This is a genomic window from Staphylococcus sp. 231237_7MaSpsaltlick (genome assembly GCF_043107035.1).
Genome location: NZ_JBICNX010000004.1, coordinates 217,232 through 242,575, shown reverse-complemented (window position 1 = coordinate 242,575; position 25,344 = coordinate 217,232). Strand labels below are relative to the sequence as shown.

Annotated in this window: 25 protein-coding genes; 9 read left to right on the top strand and 16 right to left on the bottom strand. The window is 31.1% G+C overall.

The window, feature by feature from the left end; translation table 11 throughout:
- Window positions 1–219 precede the first annotated feature (219 nt).
- The 11 genes from ACF91D_RS09605 to ACF91D_RS09555 form a co-directional block, all read right to left on the bottom strand.
- The gene (locus ACF91D_RS09605; RefSeq protein WP_107512151.1) at window positions 220–1,293 is read right to left on the bottom strand and encodes a GntR family transcriptional regulator; all 1,074 of its coding nucleotides are present in this window, start codon (window positions 1,291–1,293) and stop codon (window positions 220–222) included.
- 135 nt (window positions 1,294–1,428) lie between these two features.
- Window positions 1,429–2,301, bottom strand: a complete 873-nt coding sequence (locus ACF91D_RS09600) for a squalene/phytoene synthase family protein (protein WP_107526860.1) — start codon at window positions 2,299–2,301, stop codon at window positions 1,429–1,431.
- A 253-nt stretch (window positions 2,302–2,554) separates the two neighbouring features.
- A complete protein-coding gene (locus ACF91D_RS09595) occupies window positions 2,555–3,676 on the bottom strand; it encodes an FAD-dependent oxidoreductase (protein WP_107526859.1) in 1,122 nt (373 codons plus the stop codon).
- A 30-nt stretch (window positions 3,677–3,706) separates the two neighbouring features.
- Window positions 3,707–4,282 (bottom strand): PadR family transcriptional regulator, encoded by a 576-nt coding sequence (locus ACF91D_RS09590; RefSeq protein ID WP_107526858.1) that lies wholly within the window; start codon window positions 4,280–4,282, stop codon window positions 3,707–3,709.
- 265 nt (window positions 4,283–4,547) lie between these two features.
- A complete protein-coding gene (locus ACF91D_RS09585; RefSeq protein WP_107526857.1) occupies window positions 4,548–6,191 on the bottom strand; it encodes an alpha-keto acid decarboxylase family protein in 1,644 nt (547 codons plus the stop codon).
- A 472-nt stretch (window positions 6,192–6,663) separates the two neighbouring features.
- The gene (locus tag ACF91D_RS09580; RefSeq protein WP_107527879.1) at window positions 6,664–7,122 is read right to left on the bottom strand and encodes a MarR family winged helix-turn-helix transcriptional regulator; all 459 of its coding nucleotides are present in this window, start codon (window positions 7,120–7,122) and stop codon (window positions 6,664–6,666) included.
- 624 nt (window positions 7,123–7,746) lie between these two features.
- Entirely contained in the window at window positions 7,747–8,688 is a 942-nt protein-coding gene (locus ACF91D_RS09575) for a mechanosensitive ion channel (RefSeq protein WP_042740504.1), read from the bottom strand.
- 202 nt (window positions 8,689–8,890) lie between these two features.
- A complete protein-coding gene (gene arr / locus ACF91D_RS09570; protein ID WP_107527880.1) occupies window positions 8,891–9,331 on the bottom strand; it encodes an NAD(+)--rifampin ADP-ribosyltransferase in 441 nt (146 codons plus the stop codon).
- Between the two features lie 291 nt (window positions 9,332–9,622).
- The gene (locus ACF91D_RS09565; protein WP_107527881.1) at window positions 9,623–10,369 is read right to left on the bottom strand and encodes a glycerophosphodiester phosphodiesterase family protein; all 747 of its coding nucleotides are present in this window, start codon (window positions 10,367–10,369) and stop codon (window positions 9,623–9,625) included.
- 248 nt (window positions 10,370–10,617) lie between these two features.
- A complete protein-coding gene (locus ACF91D_RS09560) occupies window positions 10,618–10,791 on the bottom strand; it encodes a hypothetical protein (protein ID WP_157946388.1) in 174 nt (57 codons plus the stop codon).
- Window positions 10,792–11,179: 388 nt separating this feature from the next.
- Window positions 11,180–11,413 (bottom strand): hypothetical protein, encoded by a 234-nt coding sequence (locus ACF91D_RS09555; RefSeq protein WP_119624421.1) that lies wholly within the window; start codon window positions 11,411–11,413, stop codon window positions 11,180–11,182.
- Between the two features lie 491 nt (window positions 11,414–11,904).
- Here ACF91D_RS09555 and ACF91D_RS09550 point away from each other — a divergent pair, with 491 nt between their 5' ends.
- On the top strand, window positions 11,905–12,000 hold the full coding sequence (locus ACF91D_RS09550) for a type I toxin-antitoxin system Fst family toxin (protein ID WP_107513460.1): 96 nt from the start codon (window positions 11,905–11,907) through the stop codon (window positions 11,998–12,000).
- Between the two features lie 367 nt (window positions 12,001–12,367).
- On the opposite strand, the gene ACF91D_RS09545 is transcribed toward ACF91D_RS09550, so the two are convergent.
- Window positions 12,368–13,213: a YitT family protein gene (locus ACF91D_RS09545; protein WP_392436927.1), complete on the bottom strand. Its 846-nt coding sequence runs from the start codon at window positions 13,211–13,213 to the stop codon at window positions 12,368–12,370.
- A gap of 268 nt (window positions 13,214–13,481) precedes the next feature.
- On the opposite strand from ACF91D_RS09545, the gene pruA reads away from it, so the two are divergent.
- Window positions 13,482–15,026, top strand: a complete 1,545-nt coding sequence (gene pruA / locus ACF91D_RS09540) for an L-glutamate gamma-semialdehyde dehydrogenase (RefSeq protein ID WP_107527917.1) — start codon at window positions 13,482–13,484, stop codon at window positions 15,024–15,026.
- Here the strand turns inward: pruA and ACF91D_RS09535 are convergent.
- A complete protein-coding gene (locus tag ACF91D_RS09535; protein ID WP_107527918.1) occupies window positions 15,021–15,569 on the bottom strand; it encodes a helix-turn-helix domain-containing protein in 549 nt (182 codons plus the stop codon). The two genes, pruA and ACF91D_RS09535, sit on opposite strands and share 6 nt — an antisense overlap.
- A 215-nt stretch (window positions 15,570–15,784) precedes the next feature.
- On the opposite strand from ACF91D_RS09535, the gene ACF91D_RS09530 reads away from it, so the two are divergent.
- The 4 genes from ACF91D_RS09530 (at window position 15,785) to ACF91D_RS09515 (ending at window position 20,040) form a co-directional block, all read left to right on the top strand.
- Window positions 15,785–16,786, top strand: coding sequence for a proline racemase family protein (locus ACF91D_RS09530; RefSeq protein WP_107527919.1), 1,002 nt, complete (start codon window positions 15,785–15,787; stop codon window positions 16,784–16,786).
- Between the two features lie 30 nt (window positions 16,787–16,816).
- Window positions 16,817–17,791 (top strand): ornithine cyclodeaminase family protein, encoded by a 975-nt coding sequence (locus ACF91D_RS09525; protein WP_392436926.1) that lies wholly within the window; start codon window positions 16,817–16,819, stop codon window positions 17,789–17,791.
- A gap of 71 nt (window positions 17,792–17,862) precedes the next feature.
- Window positions 17,863–19,083 carry a dicarboxylate/amino acid:cation symporter gene (locus tag ACF91D_RS09520; protein ID WP_392436924.1) on the top strand — a complete coding sequence of 407 codons (1,221 nt, stop codon included), beginning with the start codon at window positions 17,863–17,865 and terminating at the stop codon, window positions 19,081–19,083.
- A 12-nt stretch (window positions 19,084–19,095) separates the two neighbouring features.
- Window positions 19,096–20,040 (top strand): proline dehydrogenase family protein, encoded by a 945-nt coding sequence (locus ACF91D_RS09515; protein WP_392436922.1) that lies wholly within the window; start codon window positions 19,096–19,098, stop codon window positions 20,038–20,040.
- Between the two features lie 301 nt (window positions 20,041–20,341).
- Here the strand turns inward: ACF91D_RS09515 and ACF91D_RS09510 are convergent, their stop codons facing one another.
- Genes ACF91D_RS09510 through ACF91D_RS09500 form a run of 3 tightly spaced genes read right to left on the bottom strand, consistent with a single transcriptional unit; the run spans window position 20,342 to window position 22,352 of the window.
- Window positions 20,342–21,190, bottom strand: coding sequence for a M23 family metallopeptidase (locus ACF91D_RS09510; RefSeq protein ID WP_232161496.1), 849 nt, complete (start codon window positions 21,188–21,190; stop codon window positions 20,342–20,344).
- Between the two features lie 36 nt (window positions 21,191–21,226).
- The gene (locus ACF91D_RS09505; RefSeq protein WP_107528058.1) at window positions 21,227–21,466 is read right to left on the bottom strand and encodes a hypothetical protein; all 240 of its coding nucleotides are present in this window, start codon (window positions 21,464–21,466) and stop codon (window positions 21,227–21,229) included.
- A 1-nt stretch (window position 21,467) separates the two neighbouring features.
- Window positions 21,468–22,352 (bottom strand): LysR family transcriptional regulator, encoded by an 885-nt coding sequence (locus ACF91D_RS09500; RefSeq protein ID WP_107527491.1) that lies wholly within the window; start codon window positions 22,350–22,352, stop codon window positions 21,468–21,470.
- A 115-nt stretch (window positions 22,353–22,467) separates the two neighbouring features.
- Between ACF91D_RS09500 and ACF91D_RS09495 the strand changes: the two genes are divergently transcribed.
- The 3 genes from ACF91D_RS09495 (at window position 22,468) to ACF91D_RS09485 (ending at window position 25,267) form a co-directional block, all read left to right on the top strand.
- Window positions 22,468–23,658, top strand: a complete 1,191-nt coding sequence (locus ACF91D_RS09495; RefSeq protein WP_107527490.1) for an MFS transporter — start codon at window positions 22,468–22,470, stop codon at window positions 23,656–23,658.
- Between the two features lie 347 nt (window positions 23,659–24,005).
- Window positions 24,006–24,818, top strand: coding sequence for a DUF3100 domain-containing protein (locus ACF91D_RS09490; protein WP_042740511.1), 813 nt, complete (start codon window positions 24,006–24,008; stop codon window positions 24,816–24,818).
- Window positions 24,815–25,267, top strand: coding sequence for a hypothetical protein (locus ACF91D_RS09485; protein ID WP_042740512.1), 453 nt, complete (start codon window positions 24,815–24,817; stop codon window positions 25,265–25,267). Before ACF91D_RS09490 ends, ACF91D_RS09485 begins: the two co-directional genes overlap by 4 nt.
- The last annotated feature ends 77 nt before the right edge of the window (window positions 25,268–25,344 follow it).

Genomic DNA, 25,344 nt, shown 5'->3' with positions numbered 1-25,344 from the left:
CTGTGTCTTGGTCTCGCTCCTCATTTCTTATTATCCTATTCGTTCAGGTGTCTTAATTTCAATTCGCAGACCATACAAGTGACTGTTATATGAAATAAAAAAAGAGCCGAATTCCGTTATATGGATTGGCTCTGTCGTTATTTAAAGATACTCGATACTATAAGTATAGTTATACCACTCAACTAAACGCACTGCATCGTATCATTCGCTAAATATGATTTACTTTACGGAACTTCTTTCTATAATATAGGTATCTAATAGTTCTGAAGGTTGTACCTTACCTGTTTCAATCGTATTCAATACCCAATTAGCTGCTTTCTCTCCTAATAGTTCTTGAGGGTGGGATGTCGTTGTTAAATCAACATCTTCTAATTTGCTCAATACTGAGTTATCTTCCCCCACAATCGACATATCATTTGGAATGGCAATACCTAGTTTTTCTAATTTTTTCATAATGTAATATGCGATTTGGTCATTGTAACACACCACAGCCGAAGCTTGTATTTGCTTCGATACCACGTGTTCCACAAATTGATCTAACACAGATAATTTACTTTCTGTATCATACGTATAAATATATTCACTCTTAAAGACTTTGTTACTATTTTCAAAGGCATTAAAATAACCTTTCATCCTTAACTTACCTTGATTGTCATCTATCTTGGTAATTAAAGCGATATCCTCATGTCCCTTATCTATAAGATATTTCGTTGCAAGGTGTCCTGACTTAATATCATCAATGGCAATATAGGGTAAGTTCAATTCTTCATATTGCGCATTAATGGATAATATAGGAATATTACGTTGTTTAAATAAGGAATAATACGATAAGTTCGGATTGTAGACATTACTTTTCGTAGGTTCAACAATGAGACCTTTGATACCTTGATTTAACATCATCTCTAAACATTGACGCTCGTCAGCATGATTATTGTTCGTGCTTGCTAATATTAATGAGTAACCATTCTCTCTCAATACTGTTTCGATACCTCGTATGATACTCGGAAATATATAATCTGATAAATAGGTTACAATTAAGCCAATCTTCTTAGCATTATGGTTCGTTTCCGAATTTAAAAATTCATAACTTACATATGAACCAGAACCTTTTCTCTTGTTTATATAACCATCTGCAACTAATAATTCCATTGCTTGACGTATCGTATATCGGCTCACACTATATCGATGCTGGAAATCCTTTTCAGTAGGTAATAATGATCCTACTTGGAATTCTTTACTAATAATTTTATTTTTAATCTCATCTGCTATCACTTGATATTTAGGCTTATTCATAAAATACAATCTCCTAGTTCTAACGATATATGCTTAATCATTGTTAGTATATCATATAAAAGTTAAATTCAATTTATCGCAAAAGTAAGATGTTTACTTGGTATTTGTTACTTAATGATTATCCAAGCGTACAAGTCATGACTTACTATATGTTTCCATAACGTTGCGATAAATTTTTGATTTTTTGTAACTACTTAAATTTGCATGTTTTGTTACATCATACAAATTCTTTCTTACTTCTTCTAATAATCCTTGATAAGTCTTAATTGTCAGTACAATGATGGGCTCTATATCATCGTCAAATAAATACAAATGATCCAAAATATATGAGAAATTCCGTTCTATCAAGTTCGCATAACTTTCCCATAAATGTGCGTAGTTAGGGGTTACGCCGTTATAATAAATTGAATCCAAATCAACATTGTAGTATTCCAACTTTTCAATACTTATATAGATTTTACCATTGCTATAGTCCTTGCCTACATTTCTTAATATTTTAGTCAATTGGAGAGCCTTTCCTAACGTAATACTCATCGCATTTGCTTCTGCTACCTTAGCTGTTTCAATTTGTGATTGAGTAAAAATAGGATTAAGCAATTCTCCAATAACACCACTTACACCATAGCAGTATTGCTCTAATTGCTGATCAGTGTCATTTGCAGAAAATACAAAATCATCCTCAACTGTTTGAATAAATGTCTCTAAAGCGGATTTTGGCAAATCATATAAATATATCGTCTGTGCCAATGGTTTCATTATTTTTGTATTACTATGAAACTTTTTAGTCTCCCCATTATAAATTTGTTGGACATCTTGCTTGATTTTATTTAAATATTCTATATCTTTATGCACCTTAATACTTTCGTCTACGTTATGATAAAGTGCATAAATCGACCATAGCGCATTACGCTTTTCAGTTGATAAATGTTCAAATGCATTCGCAAATGTCTTTGTATAATTTTTCATTATTTTTTGACAATATTTATACTCTTTTTCTAAATTTCCCATATTTACACACCTTATATTTAATATCTTTATATACTTATCAGATGTTGTATTTTAAACAGCAACCACCAAATGTAACGCACTACTTTATTGATATATTAATTATATTTACCCGTTTTCATTTTGATTATGTCTAGCTATGAATCAACTATTACTTATGTCGCATATGATATCACAATGATACACTTATTATAAAAATAACGCGTTCAAGGCTTTTATTCATCCCTAAACGCGTTAAATTATGATTTAATTGATATTAATTTACAAATGTGAACATGTCACTTAACTTTTTAGCGGCGCCTTCTGTAAACATGCGCTCTAAATTGTCTTGAGAGTCTTGCGCACTACTTTTAGATACTTTATTCATCTCTTGTTCATATTGTTTAGCTATTGTCATTTTATCAGTGTGCTCGTCTAGAGCTTTCACAAATAAATAAGCATCATACAATGCCATATTTACACCTTCACCAGCAAATGGACTCATCAAATGTGCGGCATCTCCAATTAGTGTAATAGATTGATTTGTTTCCCATTTAAAGCCAATAGGTAATCTATATATTCTTCTAAACAATAAATTATCGCTCATATTTTTTATATAATTTAATAATTGCTCATCCCACTGTTCGAAGTCACTCAACAAACGTGCTTGCAATTCATAGTGCGACATTTGTTTATAATCTTCTAGTTCAGCTTCTGCCATTCTGTAAGATACATAAACTTTAATGCTGTCATCACCATTTAATTGTGCTAACAAACCTTTATCTTGGTCTAAAGCCATCATTTTTCCATTCTTATTGTATTGTAACAATTGCGGGTAGTGTTGACTCACTTCTTCAACGTTAATCTCCACCATGCTAATACCTGTATATTCTATATCTACATCAGATAAATAAGATCTTACTTTAGAAAATGCACCATCAGAACCAATCACATAGTCAAATTGTTCTTGATAGCCATTAGAAAAAGTAACTTCACATTTGCTATCAGCTAATTGCTTTAGACTTTCAAACTGATAGCCATACTTAATTGCTGATGGATCAATGTGACTACGAATTAAATCACATAGCACTCCACGATCAATTTCAGGTCGATCACCTTGACCATCTGCATCGTCTTCATAATATACTTTACCAGTTGCATCGACAATCTTTGTATCTTCCCCTTCAAATCGCGCAAGCTTATTAAATTCTTCAATAAGCCCCGCTTCCTTCAGAGGTATTTGTCCTGTATCCCCATGTATATCTAATGACCCACCTTGCGACTGATGATTTTGACCATTAGATTTTTCAAAAATAGTAAACTGGTAACCACGTTGTTGAAGTAACAGTCCTAGCATTAAACCGCCAGGACCTCCACCAATAATTGCAATACGATTCATTTTGTATCCCCCACTTACAAATATTTAGATTTAATATAAATCTTCAAGTTCTTTCTTCGTACGTTCGACAAATTCATTAAATTTGCGTTTTTTCTCTTCATCGTTAAATGACGCTTTACTCTTGAGCATAAACGTTCTAAATAAATCCTGTAATTGTGCTCTAGATTCTTGCATTTTGTCAAAATCCATATGCTTTAATTGTTCTAATCGAGTCAACATTGCATCATTCATATTTTCATTTAAGAACGTTTGTCCCTCTTCAGTAATCGTATACACTTTCTTCTTACCATCTTTCGAAATTGATACAAACTCTCTATCTTCTAGCATTTGTAATATAGGATAAACTGATCCCGGACTAGGTGAATAGAATCCTTTAAACTGTTCTTCTAAGTCTTTGATAATTTGATAACCATGCTTTGATTCTTGCTGCAACATTTTTAAAATTACAAACTGTAAATTACCTTTTTTGAAAAATCTTTCCTTACCCATTGCTGCCATTGCACGAGGATCAAATCCATCCATACCTCTACCAAAACCAAAATCTTCTCTATTCATCATCTTATGTGCAAAATGTGCGTGTCTTTTGTGAAAATGTCTTCTAAACATATTAATCTTCCTTTCTTATTTCGATATATCGAAATACGTCAACGATATATCGTTATTTTTCTTTCTTTTTACACTAAACGATTTACAAAACAGCGAAACCATGGTCTTTTCAATTAAATTTCCCAATAAAAATAGCCCTTAAATGAATAAACACATTTCATTTAAGGACCTAATATTTTAAATTACAAGTCAGAATATATTGCTAATAAATAAACTACATTATCCAAAGAAATTGCTCGCTTTGTTTAACACAAGATGTGCTAGATTAACCATTTTGCTTTGCAAATGCTTTACCAATATCATTTAATTTTTCAGGGGCATCGTGCATACCCATCTTAACTTCAATGACATGCATACGATTAGGTTGCAGATTAATTTCATTGAAAGCATGTTGTAAACTCACACTTGAGTCAACTTCGTGTACTGATACGGTGTCATTACCACCAAAGACACTAGGCAATGCTTTATAATCCCACATTGGTATATCGTTATACAACGCATTTTCACCATGAATTTTACGCTCAACAGTATAGCCATCATTATTTATAATAAATATGACTGGTTTCAACTGTAGTCTTATCATCGTTGCCATTTCCTGTACTGTTAATTGTAGCGACCCATCACCAATTAACAATACATTTCGTCGTTCTCCATCAGCTAATTGTGAACCTAAAGTTGCTGGTAAAGTATAACCAATTGATCCCCATAAAGGTTGACCAATAAATTTATTCGTTTTCGTTAATGCTAAATCATAGGCACCAAAGAAAGATGTTCCTTGTTCTGCAATGACTACATCATCACGATTTAAAAAATCTTGCATCATTTTAAAATATGTTTGTTGTGTTAACGGTGTATCATCTAATACATCATCATTTGGCACAGGTTTTTTAAACATAGGATAGTCTCCATTGAAGTGAAAATCTATGCTCTGTAAACCTATTAATAAATCTTGTAAAGCTACATTATCATCTCGTGTTACATTCATTTTAAAGTTACGATGATTTAACATAATTACATCATCTATATCAAATTGATATGAAAATCCTGCCGTTGCAGAATCTGTTAGCTTAGCACCGATATTTAATATCGCATCACTATGATCCACATAGTATTTAATACGTTCCTCAGCAATTGAACCATCATAAATGCCCATATAATATGGACTCTCCTCATTAAAAGCACCTTTACCCAATGATAATTGGGCAACTGGAATACCTGTCTGATTAACAAATTGTTCTAATGATTCATGCAAACCGAAACTATTAATCTCGTGTCCTGTAATAATCACTGGTCGTTCTGCACTATTTAATTTCGCTTGAACCATGTCGATATATTGAGAAACATCAGCAGGTTTGCTCATTTTATAGTGATAATCTTCCATCACTTCAATCTCTTTAGCTGCAACATCAATTGGTAAATGTATGTGTACAGGTCTACTTTCAGTTAATGCGGCATTGATAACTCTTGGAATTTCCAATTGTGCATTATCCTCTGTAATATATGCTTGTGTAGTCGTGATTGGTTCATACATTTTGCGATAATCATCAAAGTTACCTTCACCTAATGAGTGATGCACATATTTCCCTGCTTGTTCCACTGCTTGTGTAGGGGCGCCCGTAATTTGAATAACTGGCACACGCTCTGCAAATGCACCCGCAATACCATTAACAGCACTGAGCTCACCAACACCAAATGTAGTTACCATTGCACTAATGCCTTTCATTCTAGCATAACCATCAGCAGCGTAACTCGCGTTTAATTCATTCGTATTACCTATCCATTCCATATCCGTTCTACCGATAATATCATCTAAAAACGTTAAATTAAAATCTCCCGGAACACCAAAAACTTTATCCACGCCAACATTACTTAAACAGTCCATTAAATATTGTCCAATACGTCTTCTCATAATTCATTTCCCCTTTTTATCTATATTGAATTACACTTCCAAAATAATAAAAATGAAACAAAAGGTCAACTATATTGACTTATTTAAATTGTGAAACTTTTTATTTTGAACTTATCATTTATCAATAAGCAATGAACTATAATCATTGCCAATTCACCTAGCACTGGAGTAATAAAAAATGATCACTGATGTTTTTTAACATCAATGATCATTCTATTTTTAAAAATATGATAATAAACATTTTATTGACTGACATTCTACATATTGCAATATGCAACGGCGGATCTGTAAATCGCCTATATTTACCAATAATGCCTATTTATTAATATATGATTTGTATATTTAGACAGACCTGTTTATATCTCATATAGATTAACTTTAATTTGTCACGTATAATACGTATGACATTGACAATTTACAATGTAATCATACTTTAATTTACCTTTAAACCATGGGTTAGTGTGCGATAGCATTAGTCTTTATCAAAATCATCTTTTAGATGTTTAATTTCTGCGTATCCTTGTCTATAAGAAGCAAATTCTTCCATGATAGCGTACCAATCATTCCCGACCTTTTTTTGAATATCTTGAAATAAATCATTTTGCGCTTTGTTTAATTCTCTGACCAATTTTGTTCCTTTATCCGTAGCATATAATGCTTTAACACGCTTATCATGTTCCGTTTGTTTCTCTATAATATATGCTTCGTCTTTTAACTTTTTCAAAGCAGCATGACTACCCTGTTTAGAGATTTCCATACTTTTCAATAAATCCTTTATAGTAATCCCCGGTACTTTATCTATGAAAAATAAGAATCTATGATGTTGACGATTCAATCCATAAGCCTCAATAATTTCATCAGCTGTATTGATAAATGTTTTATAAGCAAAATAAAACAACAGATTTTCATAATCATTATTATTTTCTTGCATGGCTTACCTTCCTTTTAATTCAATATTTCTTCTTATTTATATTATGCCATCTATCAAACTATTTTGGTCTCCATTTTATAATCACATCATTGTTCAGTCCTATAAAAACAAAAAAGACTAACATAAGACATTTCAAATGTTAGTCACCATTATTTTCGCTTTACATAATAAAAATACACTGATTCTATCGTTATGACAATATGATTCTTTCACGTTTTTCTAGATTTGTAAGTTTATCCATCAAAATCGAAAGATAAAGTACACAAAAATCATTTAAAATTACAATAATGAACATGTTATTTTATTTAAATCTTCATCACTTAACCCGTTATACATTTCTTGTTTTATCTCAGTAATAATTTCTGTTTCAATTAATTCCTTAAAAAGTGTCTTATTTTTTGTAGTAATAACATATAAGAAATGTGTATGGTTTATGAGACACCAGAGGGAGTAGGATGCGTGTCGTGACCAAGGAGAGACCTAGCCCCTAGGTAAGCGAGCAATAACAAGCCCACCAAAGATTTTGATCTTTGATGGGCTTCATGCTGGGGATTGATGTCCCAGACGCTTCAATATTTAACAACGTATAATACACAATACGTTGTTAAATTTTAATTATGCAAATTATTGTTTTTTGTCTGAATCGATTTTATCTGAAAATTTATTTAACTGTTTCTCAGCAAATGATTTACCGCCGATACCGAATGCGATAGCAAATGCTACAGCAACAGCACCTAGGATTAATAAGAACGCAACATTAACAATGCTTTGCGCAAAGTTTAATTGATCTAAAGTCATGAATACAGAAACAATAATCACTAAATACTTAACAATTTCAGCTAACATTGCGTTACCTGTTGATTTATTAATCAATTTAGAGATTAAATTGCCGCCAATTAAACCTAATGCTAAGATAATCACTGCTGAAATAACTAATGGTAAATAACCAATGATTGCTTCACCAATTTTATTTAACACTGATAAATTAACTGTATTCAAAGCTTGTACAGTGAAGAATAAACCAATTAGCGCTGTAATAACCCAGCCTGTTGCAGTTGGTATATCAATGCTGTCTTTATTTTCGCCGAAATTAACATATTTATTAAAACGACTCACATTGAGACTACCTAGAATATTTTTCACTAATGTACCTAACACTTTGGCAATAAAAATACCTAATACCAATATAATGACAGCTACAATGATTTTAGGTGAGAAATTAAGTATACTACTCATCATACCTTTAATTGGTTTAGATACTGATTGCATATTCAATGAATCAAATACTGATGGTAGGAATAATAAGAATACTAAGAAATAAGCTAATTTGCCGAATGTTTGAATAATACCTTCTGATTCAGATTTGCCCTTTCCAGCATCTACTAGACCTTTCTTTTGTAACCACTCTTCAAAACCAAGTGCACCTAATCCTTTTACTATAACTTTTTTAACAATAACTGCAATTATCCATGCAATAAGTAAGAATATTAATGCACCAATGATATTAGGGAGAAAGCTAATAATACTATCCACTACTCCCATCAAAGAACTTAATACTTTATTCATGATAATTCGCCTCCTTTTTTGTCAATTTACCCTAGTAAATTCTAAATAATCTTATTTTATATATTTTTTAGAAAAAACTTTTAAATTTAGTGATAAATTTCTGAGGAATTGTATTTCATGATTTACAAGTAAATGAATAATAAAGAGTGATTGGAATTTTTATTATATATCTATTTGAATCACATTCACTTTGTATAAATGTTTAATCTTCAATAATATCGGCACCAGTTGCCCTTAATTGCTGTAGGCCATCTAACATTTCATTGATTACATCATCACTGTGGCGCTCCCATGTTGCTAACGCGCCTACTATCTTCAAAGGTGCTTTCGACCGATAAGACCTTGTAGGATTCCCTGGAAACTTTTTATCCGTGACATTTGGATCATTCTCAAATTCACCTAACGGCTCAACAATATAAATACGTTCATCTTGAATTTCTGCTGTGTTAGAAAGGGCAACCGCTAATTCTGCACCCCATTTTGCCGCTTCCAAAGTAGCAGTGAAATAGATATGATTCATTATTCTATCTTGATAATTTGATTGTCTATTCGGCACTAATAAATCACCCACTTTTAATTGAGCTTTTGTTCCATGAAAAAACGGACCCTTATCAATCACCGATTCAACTGTATTATTTGTCATCGCACAACACTCCCTCATTTTTATTCGATAATGAGTATAAAACGATTACGTAAAAACTAATAGCCTTTTTCTATAACAATTTTTAGCGTATAATGAAAGCAAAGGTAATCATAAATATTCAATGCTTGCATCTTAATTTAGTACATCACTACATATTATTTTATAAAAATAACCCTTAAATGAATGTTCAAATTCATCTAAGGGTTTTGTTATTAAATCTAACTAAATCGACTTAATTAAATTAACTAGTTGCTGTTTCTGTTAAATACATCTATTCTTCCAATCTTGTCATTAATCTCTTTCTAAGTGTATCATCGCATCAGCTTTATCAGTAAAAATACCTGTAGCGCCCCAATTCGCAAGTTGATTGGCACGTTCTTTTTTATTTACTGTCCAAACATTCAAATCAAATCCAGCATTACGAATCATTTCAACACGATTTTGCGTCAATTTCGCATCTTCAATATTAACAATCTTAGATCCACAGAAATCCAAAATTGTTCTCCAATCTGCTTTAAAGGCAACCGCCTTAAATATAACTGCTCTACGGTACTGTGGCATGTATGTTTCCGCGAGTTTTAATAACGGTATGTTAAAGCTTGATATCATCACATCAATGCCATCTTCAAGAGAAGCAAGTTTCTTAGCAACTTGTTGCACCATACTTTCAGACAAACGTGTTCCGTCTGAACCAGAAACCCCCTTCAATTCAACATTTATATTCATATGCGTTTCATTGGCAAATGTAATCACATCATCAAATGTAGGAATCTTTTCATTTTCAAACTCCGTACTATGCCAACTGCCAGCTGAAGCAGATTTAATTTGGTCATATGTAACCTGCGTTATTTCACCCTTATGATTTGTAGTTCTCTCTAAAAAATCATCATGCACAATAATTAATTGTTCATCTTTCGTAATAGCTACATCTAATTCCACCCATTTCAAACCTGGTGTAGAAGCAGCTTCTTTGAATGAAGCAAGTGTATTTTCAGGTGCCTTACTCGGTAAACCTCTGTGACCATATATCGTAAACATAGATTCTACTCCTTCAATATATTATTTATAATCATGATAAACATGATAATACAAATAATCAAAATAAATGCGATTGCTTAGTTATCATATATACTGTCTGTATGCGCAAATACACTTTCTCCAATAAATAATATTGAAATAAATTATCAGTCTCAAAATAGAGATGCTATTCCGAAATGTATTAAATCTCTTTTATATTTATACTAATATAAAATCATCTTTCATATGGCGATTTTGTATTGAATAATTTAGTTATTATCATTATCTCGTTTAGCTTTATATAAATAATAAAGATTAACAACTGCTAGGATTAATAAAATCAATAAATTTTTATAAGAACCAACATAGATACTCCAAATAGCAACTAAAATAATTACTACTAAAATAATCACACTAGTTATGGTCTCTAGATTCTTTTCCATACATTATTCAGCCTTTCTCTCGAAGCCTAATATTAAATTCAAATCTTCATAATTTAGTGTTTCGTAATGATTACAATATTTAGTAAACTTATGCACATATGTACTTCAACCAATAACATCTTTGACAATCGATTATCGTGTCACCTGATCAAAGTGGTGAGTCTTCAAAAACTTTCCATTTATCGTCCTCTTTACAAAAATCAGACACTCATATCAAAGATTTCAACCAATCTTTCTAAATTTTTATATTCAGGTGCACTCACTCTAAAACTAAACTGTTTAAACTCTTTGCAGTTGCGATTTATTTTATATCTAACATGCAACTCGTTAACCACTAATAGTTCAAAACCAAAATTTATCAACTCAAAATGTTGGTGTAACAATAAAATTAAATCAACATTAAAATAACAAGTATTAATCCTAAAATTCCAAATATCCAACCACTTATTTTATTTTTCAAAATAGATGGAATACACATTATTGTAAAACCTAAAAGTGCTAGTAATGTTGGTAACTGACTATTATTCGAATTCATAAACGAAAGTAAAACAGCAATAAAGACTAAAATTCCAGCAAATATATTGATTATCATACTTAAAAAACTATGTTCTTCTCTTTTCAAAAAAGATCATCCCCTTTTAATAGCAATTTCATTTTGCTAAAAGAATATACTTTTAAGTGTTCTTCGATAGGCTATAAAGCCGTTATTATCAATATAAATATCAAATCAATAGAATGAATAGATATTGATTTTCACAACATATTTTAACAAAATAAATATTGTCCATAAACTATTGAGATGTGGATAATTTGTGTTTATAACAATTCAAAAATCAAGTAACTATTTAGTGGATTGAAATATTAGAGTTACCCTACTAGCTAACAAATGTTTAATTATGTGTTGCGGAAAAAATAGAGATCAAGTCGTTTACTAACCTATTCATACAATATTGTTGTTTAATTACTAGTTAAAGTGGGTTTTGTGGATTTTAAATTGAAGTAATATAAGCTAATGATAGGAAGTGGATATATTGCAAAAGATATAGATGATATAATTATATGGAGTCGCCTATCTCTGGCGTCAAATTGACGTAGAGAGGAGGTGCATACACAATGAACGATATCTTTGTCAACATCATGACCGCAGTCATCAGTGGTTGCATCGTTGCTTTATTTGCGAACTGGCTACGCAAACGAAACGATAAATAGGCGACTAGCCACACCAAAAAATCCCCTCACTATGGCAGTAGTGAGGGGATTTGGTGCATACATGCACGACATCTTTGTTAACTAAATTATAACATTAAAGTGGTTATTGCTGCAAAGTGTAATAGCTATATAGTTAATTACTTATTTCCTTTATTTTTTAAAAGCATATCATATATAAATGATATAATTGCTAGCAATATTCCTAAGCTAATTAACTTATTTGATACAACCGTAGATGAACTATTTTCTTAATTATTCATTTATCACAAAAAGAAAGTGTGAATACACATTCTCTTTTTGTGTAGCATTACTATTAAATTTCAGTCTCAATAACAAACATTTTTGAAATGTTAATACTACTGATAGATTAATTTAAATTTATAAACCCACGTCCCAGTACATCACTTACGTCATGAACAGCTAAAAAAGCATTTTCATCTTCAGATAAAACAATATTTTTAATTTTAGTTATTTGAGATTGAGGTACAACAACATATAACACTTTAATCTCATTTTGTTCATAACTACCAGTTGCTTTAAATAAAGTTGCCCCTCTTCCGGTTAATTGATTTATCTGAGCGCTAATTAAATTATTCTTTTCAGAAATAATCGTAACTGCCTTTTTAGGATTAAACCCTTCTACGATAAAAGACGTTACTCTTTCTGTAACAAAAAGCATAATTATAGTAAATAATATTTTAATAACAGGTAGAACAATCAAAAAAGATAAAACAATAAGGCTATCCAATATAAAAATAGCTTGTGCAGTTCTTATATTTAGATATTTGTTCATTATTTTCGCTATAACCGAGGGACCCCCTAAAGTACTACCTGAAGCAATAATCATACCTGCACCTAGACCAATGAAAACGCCTGCGAATATTGCATTTACCATAGAATCATTTATTCCTAAAGTTAAAGGTTCTGTTAAATCTAAAAATATGGATGTCACAATAACAGTAATTAAAGTATAAATAGCTGTTTGTTTGTTTAAATATTTCCATCCAATTGCAATAACAATCATATTAATTATTAAAGAGCTAATTGCAGGAGATAAATCCATCGTATATTTCAAAAGTAACGACAAGCCTATTGTCCCACCTTCTCCTAATTTTGAACTAACGATAAAACAATTAACTCCAAAGGCATTAAAAAAAGCACCGATTGTAGCAATAATTACATTTTTACTATGATTTATATATAATTTTTTCATTTAAATCCTCCTAAAATATTGTCATTTTAGAAGTGTGATGGTACATCATTCTCAAAAAGGGGTGCTTTAAACATATAAACTCCTCCTTTCTTTTTAATATTTAGATAAAATTTTATCATGTTTCTTTTTGAGTGTATATATAACAAATATAATATGAGATCTATTAGTATGCGATTACATTTTTGTTGACCTATTACTAATTTATGATAAAGTTTATATTAGAATTTACAGAATTATCAGTCAACAATATTATTAAGGAGGTCTTGTATTGATACCATACAAACACGAACCATTTACGGATTTTAATAATCGAGACAATCGTAAAGCATACGAGATGGCATTAGATTTAGTTGAATCAAATTTAGGTAAAGAATATCCATTAATAATTAATGGAGAGAGGATTTTTACTGATGATAAAATTCGTTCCTATAATCCATCAAATAGAGAAGAAACTATAGGTTATGTATCTAAAGCTAGCAAAGAGCATGCACAAAAAGCTTTAAAAGCTGCTAAAAAGGCTTTTGAAACTTGGAGAACAGTTGATCCTAAAGTACGCGCTGAGATTTTATTTAGAGCTGCAGCTATTACTCGTCGTAGAAAGCATGAGTTTTCTGCGCTATTGACAAAAGAAGGTGGAAAACCATGGAAAGAAGCTGATGCAGATACCGCTGAAGCCATTGATTTTATGGAATATTATGGTAGACAAATGTTAGAACTTAAAGATGGAAAAACTGTAGAAAGTCGCCCTGGAGAGCATAACCAATTTGATTATTTACCTATCGGAGTCTCTGTAGTTATTTCACCTTGGAATTTTGCTTACGCTATTATGGCAGGTACTACTGTAGCGCCTGTAGTTACAGGAAATACGGTTTTATTAAAACCATCCTCTAATACGCCTATTATTTCATATAAATTTATGGAAGTTTTAGAGGAAGCTGGTTTACCCAAAGGCGTAGTCAATTGGGTACCTGGATCATCAAAAGAAATCGGGAATGAATTAATTGACCATAAAGACGTAAATTTAATTTCTTTTACAGGCTCTAAAAATGTAGGTACGGGAATAATGGAAAGAGCTTCTAAAGTTCAAGAAGGACAAAATCATTTTAAGCGAGTTATAGCTGAAATGGGCGGTAAAGATACTATAGTTGTAGATGAGGAAGCTAATTTACAGACTGCAACAGACGCTATTATCTACTCTTCTTTTGGTTTTTCTGGGCAAAAATGCTCTGCTTGTTCTCGAGTTATTGCGGTAGAATCAATTTATGATGAGTTAGTGGAAAAAGTAAAAAAAGAAACAGAAAAGCTCACTGTAGGTGATGCAAAAGATTATAATAATTTTATGGGACCAGTCATTGATGAGAAAGCTTTAAATAAGATAAAAGATTATATAGAAGTTGGAAAAAAAGAAGGACGTTTAGTTACTGGAGGAACAACTTTAGAAGATAAAGGAAACTTTGTACTACCAACAGTATTCTCAAATGTTGCTCATGATTCTACTATCATGCAAGAAGAAATTTTTGGGCCTGTAGTAGGTTTCTCAAAAGCAAAAGATTTTACCCAAGCAATTGAATATGCAAATGCAACTGAATATGGTTTAACAGGAGCAGTAATTTCTAATAATCGTGATAAATTAGAACAAGCACGTAGGGACTTTATGGTAGGTAATTTATATTTCAACCGTGGTTGTACAGGTGCCGTAGTCGGATATCAGCCATTTGGTGGTTTTAAAATGTCAGGTACCGATTCTAAAGCAGGTGGTCCCGACTACTTAGTTTTACACATGTTAGGTCGTACAGTTTCAGAACATTTATAAAGAATCATTCGTCGTTACAAAAATGAATTTTGTTAGTTGATTCGTTTTATTAAACCAATTATGTGGTTGTTTTGACGACATATGAATACTATCATCAGCCAATAGGTCATATTCAACTTGATCCAATAATATTGTTAAAGTACCTTCAATTACGTAAATAAACTCTTCTCCCTTATGAGTAAATGGAGTTTTCCTTTTATCTCCAGGAAATAATGTAACAATTGTTGGAACAAATATTGGATTTTCTATATTTCCTGATAAATCTGAGTAAACAAAGCTAGACTTATTTGCTATTTGATCGTGTCTACCTCCTCGACGAATAATATCATGATCTTTTTGGATAGTATCAGGAAAAAAATAACTAGGACTTACATTCAAGGCCTCAGAAATTTTTCTGAGTGAATGTAGAGTAACTGAGCTATGTGAGCGTTCAACTTGCGATAAAAAACTAATTGACAATCCTGAAGAATTAGAAACATCTTTTAAAGTTAATTTTTTTTCTTTTCTTAAATTTTTTATTAAATGACCGATATCTTTTCTCATATGTTTCTCCTTGTATAATTTTCATGTATGATATAAATTATATATAACCTTAAATTTTAAGTAAAGAAAGGTCAAGATTTAATAAAATTAATATTAATATATTATGATTTCCTTTATAATTTTTTGATAAAGGCTTAAATTTTACACCATAATTACAGTGACACTGTAATTATGGTGACGAAATTTAAATTAAGTTAAAACGGAGGTTTTTTACTATGAATTTTAATAAATCATATTCAACAATTGATTTGCATGTCGCAGGAGAACCCTTACGTATAATTACTCATGGAGTACCAGAAATCAAAGGTGAAACACAATTAGATAAACGACAATATTGTATTGAAAATTTAGATTATATTCGTGAAACCTTAATGTATGAACCACGTGGCCATGATGGGATGTATGGTTGTATCATAACTCCACCATCTACCCCTAATGCAGATATAGGAGTATTATTTATGCACAATGAAGGCTGGAGTACTATGTGTGGCCATGGCGTTATAGCTGTAGTGACAATGGCTATAGAAACTGGAATGGTAGAGGTAAAGGAAAGAAATCAAAAATTTATTATATATTGTCCGTGTGGACCTGTCACAGCATATGCTAATTGTGATGGAAATAAAGTTAAATCTGTTTCTTTTGAAAATGTTCCATCTTTTGTATATAAAAAACAAATACCATTAACTATTAATAATCTAGAATTTAATGTTGATATTTCATATGGTGGTGCATTTTATGCCATTGTAGATGTAGATGATTTAAATTTAACTGTAGATAACAAGAACATTCCTGAACTTCAGAATTGGGGAGACGCAATTAAACATGAATTAGAGCGTAGCTTCACCATTGAACATCCTTTTGAAAATATAAGTGGCATATACGGGGTTATTTTCTCCAACACTCCTCAAAATTTAGATGAATCAAATAAAAATATAACTGTATTTGCAGATAAACAAATCGATCGCTCTCCATGTGGTTCTGGTACAGCTGCTCGTGCTGCAAACTTATATGAATATAATATATTAAATTCTGATGGTCTCTTTAAACATAGTTGTTTAACTAACAGTGAATTTGAAGTTGCCATTCATGAAATAACATCATTAGAAAATTATTCTGCTATTATACCTAAAATCAAAGGTTCTGGTTTTATAACAGGTTTCCACCAGTTCGTAGTAGATCCTGAGGATCCATTAAAAAATGGATTTTTATTAAAATAAATTATTATATTAATTGAAGGAGGCGTTTTAATGATTGTTTTAAATGAAAAAGATCAAGATAGCTTATTAGATATGAAAGAGTTGATAAGCGAGGTAGAAATTGCCTTTGAAAATTATTCTAAGAATCAAACTGTAACACCAATTAGGTATTCACTGCCGTTTCATAAAGGTAATCGTTTTTTAGTTATGCCATCCTTATCTGATAACATGGAAATTGTTGGTCTTAAAACAGTTACTTTTGCGCCAAATAATCCTGGTATTGGTAAGAAAACTATAACTGGGTTTGTAACATTAATTGATTATGAAAATGGAGATTTGTTGTCTCTTTTAGAAGGTTCTTATCTAACTAAAATTCGTACAGGAGTTATATCTGGTGTAGCTACAAAGCATTTATCTAAAAAAAGTGCAAAATCTCTAAGTGTCATAGGAACTGGAGATCAAGCTGAAGGGTTAGTTAAAGCAATACTAGCTGTTAGAGATATTAAAAAGATTCATATATTTAATAGAACATATGAAAAAGCAAAAGTTTTTTTAGAGAAAATGAAGTCTGAATATAATATCGAATGTGAGTTATATGACACAGCTGATGATGCAGTAAGTAATGGAGAAATTATTATTACATGTACTAATTCAAACACACCTGTATTTAATTCGAATTTAAAAAAAGGTGTTCATGTTAATGCAGTTGGTTCATTTAAACCAGATATGCAAGAATTACCGTCTCATGTTCTAACTAGCGCTGATAGTATAATCGTTGAATCTAAAGAAGCAGCGCTTGAAGAAACTGGAGATTTAAAAATACCTTTAGAAAAAAATGAATTATCAGAAGATCAAGTAACTGAAGAATTAGGTAATATTATTTCGCAAAATTTAAAGATCAGACAAAATGATGACGATATAACAGTTTTTAAATCGGTCGGTTTAGCTATTGTTGACATTGCAGTAGCTAATTATTTTTATAAAAAAGCATTGCAAAATAATGTGGGAATTCATGTATCTTTCTAGCACTTAAGTGCTAGTTCTACAATATTTTGTAAACGCTTTCTTTTAAATGGGTTTCAAAGGGGGAATCACAAATGAAGTGGTGGAAAAATCAGAAACTCTACGTAAAAATTTTAATTGGTGTAATTTTAGGCATTGTGTTGGGTATAATTTTCGGGCCAAGTATCAAAGTAATTAAACCCATTGGAGATATATTCATCCGACTTTTACAAATGTTAATCATACCACTCACCTTTTTTACTATTATCTCTGGTGTTAATAAATTAGAAAGTATAAAGAAATTACAGTCTATCGGTGGAAAAATTATGCTTATCTATATTGGAACATCTTTACTTTCAGTATTTATAGGAAGTTTAATTGCACTTACTATAAATCCTGGAAAAGGTGAGGAAGGATTATTAAGTAAAGGAAAAGATATTAAACAAGACAACTTTAACTTTGTAGATAATATAGTTCAATGGATACCAAAAAATATTATTGAGTCAATGTCGGAAACTAATATGTTGCAAGTTATTGTTTTTGCATTATTTATAGGAATTACTATGGTGTTTTTAGGCGATAGAGTTAAACGAATAAGAGGATTTGTACATGAAGCCTCTGACCTAATGATTAATTTTGCAGAAATCATAATTAAATTTGCACCTTATGGTATTTTAGCTTTAGTTGCAAATGTTGTTGGAACAATGGGAACCGATATGATTATGGAAATCATTCAATATGTAATATGCGCATTTTTAGGTTTCTTGATTATATTGATAGTAGTTTATCCCTTGTTATTATTTTTTATAGCAAAAGTAAATCCTATAGATTTCTATAAAAAAGTTAGCCCGGCAATGTTAATAGCCTTTAGTACAACTTCTAGTAGCGCTACTCTACCTTCTAGTATGGAAGTAGCAGATAAAGGATTACGTATTCCAGAAAGTGTATATGGTTTTACATTACCTCTAGGTGCCACAATCAATATGAATGGGTTGGCTTCTACACTAGGAGTAATATCAGTTTTTGCAGCAAATTTATATAATACACCTATCACTTTTACAACTATAATACAAACGGCTTTTTTAGGTGTAGCACTTGCTTTAGGATGTGCTGGTGTTAAAGGGGCAGATATAATTACAGCATCATTATTATTATCTACATTAGGTTTGCCTTTAACTTTAGTTCCAATTATCGCAGCTGTATCTCCTATAGTAGATATGGGTAATACAGTAGTTAATATTACAGGTGATTTAGTTGGAACAAAAATAGTACATAATACAAATAAAGAAAAAACTCAAACTGAAGTTTCGAGTTAAAGGAGAATGCTTATGAAATTAATAAAGAACTTAGTATATTCTCTATCAAAAAACGAATCTTTGAATAAATTATCGAAAAAATTGGGGCCTAAACTAGGTATAAACTCAATGATAGAAGGAACTAATGCTAATGAATTAATAGAAAGTGTAAAAATCTTAAATAATAAAAATGTTTCTACAACAATTGATAATTTAGGTGAGTACGTGACTAGTCAAAAGGAAGTGTATTTAGCAAAGAAAAATATTTTAGAGGTTTTAGAAATTATTCATAACCAAAAATTAAATGCACATTTATCTATAAAATTGACTCAATTAGGGTTAGATATTAATTATGATTTATGTAAAAATTGCACTACAGAAATTATAGAAAAAGCTGAAGCTTATGATATTTTTGTTAATTTTGATATGGAAGATTTTAATCATTTAGAACCTACTTGGGACATAATTAAGGAATTGAAGAAAAGTTATTCTAATATTGGAACTGTTATTCAATCATGTCTATATAGAGCTGAAAACGACATATTAAATAATTTTGATATGCGTTTACGTATTGTAAAAGGAGCTTATAAAGAAGGAGAGCAAGTGTCATTTCAAAATCAAAAAAATATAGATGAAAATTTCATAAATATAGCTAAGCAGCACCTATTACATGGTAGATTCACATCAATTGCTACACATGATCATAACATTATAGAAGAACTTAAAAATTTCATATTAACAAATAAAATATCTAATACAAATTTTGAGTTTCAAATGTTATACGGTTTTAGAAAGGATTTACAAAATGAGTTGATTAACGAAGGTTTTAACTTATGTATTTATATGCCTTACGGTATTGAATGGTATGGTTATTTTATGCGCAGATTAGCTGAAAGACCTAAAAATATAAATTTATTATTAAAGCAAGTTATAAGTAGATTTAATAATAAAAAAGTAAGTAAAAATCATAGTATTTAATTAATAATTCAAAATTTAGATGACCAAGAAACATATTTATTAATCATATAACAATGGCCTCAAAAAACTGAAAAATCAAAATTATCTAAGAAACCTCGACCTCTTACCGAAGGTTGAGGTTTCAATTTACATAATCGATGATTATCAGCAGTTATACTAAAAGAGCCTCCTTTTAAAAAGAGGCTCTTAACTATTACATAATCATTTTTGTCTTAATAACGAAGGTTTTAAGTATTATCGTCATATACTAATATTATAATAATTGATAAAAGGACTATTATAGTTAAAACGATCCTTTGTTTTAACTATTCCAGTTTATTAAATCGCCTTGGATTGGTATATCTTCGTTAGAAAAATGAATCTTAAGAGAATGACAATCATTAAATAAAGTTGGACTGTCCATCAACTGAAAATGTATATGAGGCTCTGTAGAATTTCCTGAATTCCCACATTTTCCTAATAATTGCCCTTTTTTTACAATATCTCCTGGCACTACCGTTATAGATTGGTTTTTAAAATGCGCAATTAGGCTATATTCGTTTTCCATATGACGAATAACAACATAGTTGCCTAATGGTTTTTCTTTTGTCATTTCACCAGGTATATTATCCCTTTCATTATTTTTGATGTCTACTACGACTCCTTCTTGTGGGGAGAAAATCTTTTGATTGAATGCAAAATAATCATTGTTATCCCCACCATTTCCTTTATAACTTCTACCATCTTTTCTTATAACCAAATCATATGCATATCGTTGATTTATGTAAGGATAATGATAATTCAGTAATTCATTATGCCCTCCCCAAACAACAGACCATGTTTTATCTATAGGCATCGAATATTGAAGTTGAGTATATTTGCCGTTATCCTCGATATTAAAAGCCTTAAAGAGAATGTATTCAATTAAATTATCTGAATTAAGTGTGAAGCTCATCCCTCTTTGATATGATTTATCAAAAAATACATATTGCGTAGAAAATTGTAAATCTATTTTTTTGTACAAGTAATGTTCAGTATTTCTTTTTAAGTAAGAATTTAGTGCTTTTTTTACAGTTCTTTTTTTTATATTATTCTTAAGATTGTCATCAAAAAAATTGTATAATCTTTTATAATCTTTTTTTTCAACATTATTTATAATGTCATTAGACACATTATTCAATCTATAAAACTCTCCTAACATTTAATGTTATTTTTCTATTTTCTCGTGTTCATAACTATTTTGATTGCTTGTTAATAAAATAATTCTGTATTTATTTTCATCTTGTTCTGTTGTAATAGCCTTGTTATTAATATTTATAGTATTACCATTCTTTCCAAGTACTTTACTACCTAAAAATGGAGCTAAAACTCTTGGATATATTTTAGTGATTTTTTCATTTTTATTATCGGTTATTTTCCTTAAGTAATTGTCACTATTCCTGTCCACTCTATTTCACGCTTTGAAAATAGTCGATTAAACTTTTCCTAGTCTGATTGATAATTGGGACGGATTGGTTTTTAGTTTTATAACAGAGTCCAATTTTTCTATTAGCTACGTAGTCACTGATTGGTATTTGCTTTAAATTCGCAATTTGTATATTACGTAAATGCGGTAAAATCGAAATCCCTAATCCTGAACTTATGAAGGCAGCTATTGTTATCGTTTCATCTCCTTCAAAGTTAATTTCAGGAACAAAATCAAAATGCTTAAACAATTCATCAATCTGTTCTCTCAATACATAATTTTGCTTTAATAGTATAAACTTTTCATCGTATAAGGCTTTAATCGAAATCTGATCACAATGCGCTAATGGATGTGTGTCATTTAATGTGATATATAATTCCTCTTCTAACAGTGGTTCAAATTGGGTATTGGGTGTTATTTCCGATACTGTAGTGACAATGATATCCACTTCTCCATCATCTAACATTTCTAGCAATTTTTTGGCATGATTTTGAATTAATTTCAGACGTACATTCGGAAATTTCTTTTTAAAAGCTTTCAGAAAATCTGAAATGTATGTCACACCCACTGAATGCAAGAAGCCAATCGTTAATTTACCACTCTCAATATTAGTATCATGTGCGACTTGATTCTTATATATTTCCATTTCTCCCACAATATTATTCGTTGTATGTAAAAAGTCTATACCATACTGGTTCAACTTCAACTTTCTACCGATTCTATTAAATAGTGGCACACCTAATTCCTTTTCTAAGTTTTTAATAGCTCTACTTAATGCAGATTGACTTACATTTAAAATCTTCGCAGTCTCAGACATGTTTTCTAATTTGGCTAATTGTTTAAAGTATTCAAAATGATGCCATTCCATTTTAAAAATCCTCCCTTATGCTATAAATGCATAAGTTATATGATAATTATGCATTTTTTAAATCATTATATACATGCTACGATAAATCTATCAACTAAAAGTGAGGTAAATTTCATTGGATTATCAAACAAACAATTTCGTAGAAAAAGGGACTAAAGCATATGCAAAAATTATTATTGCACTCTTTATCTCCGGGTTCACTATTTTTTCAATTCTGTATAGTGTTCAACCACTTATACCTCATTTCACAAAATCATTTCATGTAAGTGAGACTGTAGCAAGTTTAGCTTTATCTGTCACAACATTAACACTAGCGCTTGCCATGCTATTTTTTGGTGCAATATCAGAGGTTATTGGTCGTAAGCCGATAATGATATTTTCTGTGATTTCAGTATCACTATTAGCGTTATTGCAATCATTTATTACAGATTTCAATGTATTTCTAATTATTCGTTTTGTCCAAGGCATCTGTTTAGCAGGTCTCCCTTCTATTGCTATGGCATATATCGGCGAAGAAGTATCAGCGCGAAGTCTCCCGGCAGCTATGGGTATTTATATTAGCGGAAATGCTTTCGGCGGCGCATTCGGCAGAATATTTACAGGTATCATATCCAGTATATATGGTTACCAAATCGGTTTATTGTCCATAGGCATTATCAGTGTCATTGCTGCAATTTTATTTTCAATTTTATTACCAACATCACAACACTTTGAAAAGCAACGCTTTTCAATTACAGATTTACTCAAAAGTTATAGCCAACACCTTAAAAATGTTAGATTGTTGAAACCATTTATGGTTGGTTTTCTATTATTGGGCTGTAATATAGCTGCTTTCAACTATATCAGCTTTGTCTTAGCTTCAAAGCCTTATCAATTACATGATACAATTATTAGCTTTATCTATTTATTATTTTTAATTGGCATGTTGTCCTCAATTCTAAATGCCAAATTACGCCGCGCATTAGGCACATTAAATGCATTAAAATTCAGTATTCTACTACTTATTGTTGGTATTTGGATTACATTGTTACCACCGCTTCCATTTAAAATACTTGGTCTCGCATTTAGTGTTTACGCCTTTTTTAGCGGTCATGCTATTGCCAGTGCAGTCGTTGCAGGTAGAGCAGAACATCATAAAGCTCAAGCCTCTAGTTTATACTTGCTGTTTTATTATATTGGTTCTTCAGTTGGTGGTACTTTAGCAGGTTATTTTTATGGTATGTTTCAATGGCCTGGCGTCGTCGCAATGATCACTATATTTATGGCAATTGCCTTTATCATTTCGATGACTATTAAACAGCGTTGATTACTATATTATTTATTACTGTTCTGATTAAATTCCTAATAACCAATAGTTATATTTTTAGAAAAAGCATCGCAGCACTAACTATATTTTTTTAAAAAGCATCACAATGCTAATAAGTTTTTCTACAAAGCAACAAGAGAGCTCATCTATCAAGGTGGGCTCTCTTACTTTCATATATATTATATTCTGCAACATTATCACTTTTCATAAATTGCACTTAGCTCACCTCGTTAGAAGTTAACTTTTTTATAAATCTTTTTTACGCCCTTTAATTTTCAGAAAAATAAGTATAAAATAGACGCTATTAATGTCAGAAAATTCAAAATTATATATGGAGGTTATACACTATGAAAGCAAAAACGAGCTTATGGAAAGATTGGCGTCTACATGGTATCGTCTTCGTCATAATGATTATATCTGAATTCATCGGAACACATAAAATTCCTTTAGGTCCTACGTCACTCCTGTTATTGCCAGTAGTATATGCCGTATTACTAGGTTTAGCTGTTTATTTCACACCAATTATTAAGAAGACACAAGCTAAACATGCGGAATCAATGGTTTTTATTTCTGTAGCGTTACTTATCGCGAAATTCGGTGTTGAAGCAGGTCCCGCTTTACCCAAAATTATCGCTGCTGGACCGGCCTTAATACTACAAGAAATTGGACACCTAGCAACTATAATCTTTGCATTGCCACTAGCTTTAGTTTTGGGATTACGCAAAGAAGCTATCGGAATGACTCATTCTATTGGTAGAGAAGCAAATTTAGCTTTGATTACTGAAAAGTTTGGCATATCTTCTCCTGAATGGCGCGGTGTTATGTCAATTTACATATTCGGAACCATATTTGGTGCTATTTTCTTTAGTATATTTGCTGGATTAATCATTTCTATTGTTCCACTAAGTCCACTTGCATATGCTATGGCATCTGGTGTTGGTAGTGGAGTTATGACAGCTGCCGCATTAGGTCCTTTGGTTTCAATGTATCCAGATCAAGCAAGTACGATCACTGCTTTTTCAGGGGTAAGTAACTTACTGACATCAGTGACAGGATTATATATCGGTATACTTATAGCTCTCCCTTTAACACAAAAATACTATCAATTAATGATGGCCATAAAAGGAAAATTCAGTAGCAAAGGAGAAGAAATAGAATGACATCTAAATATTTAGACTGGTTTCTCACACTTATTGTTGTTGGATTCATTTCACTTATCAGTAATTGGATTGGACAGAGTATAATGCCTTTCAAAGCATTACCTGGCATCTTATCACTTATGTTTATCGCATTTATAGGTTTAATATTACATCAATTACTTCCATTTAATGTTCCTAGTATCGCCTACATTGGGATTATTGGTTTAATACTCACAATCCCTGGAATGCCAGGTTCCTCATATATCGTAAAATGGACTGAACAAGTTGAATTACTATCCCTTGCCACGCCAGTTGTAGCCTATGCGGGTGTTTCAATCGGTAGCTCTTGGGTCGACTTTGCAAAATTAGGTTGGAAGACTGTTATCATTGGCATTGTAATGTTAATCAGTACCTATCTTGGTGCTGCCTTAGTTGCAGAAATCATCTTGCGTATTCAAGGATTAGTATAATCGGAACATAAAGCTCATACATTTTCACTTATTAAAAAAGTCTCCCTAATCCAAGTTAATGGTTAGGGAGACTTGCA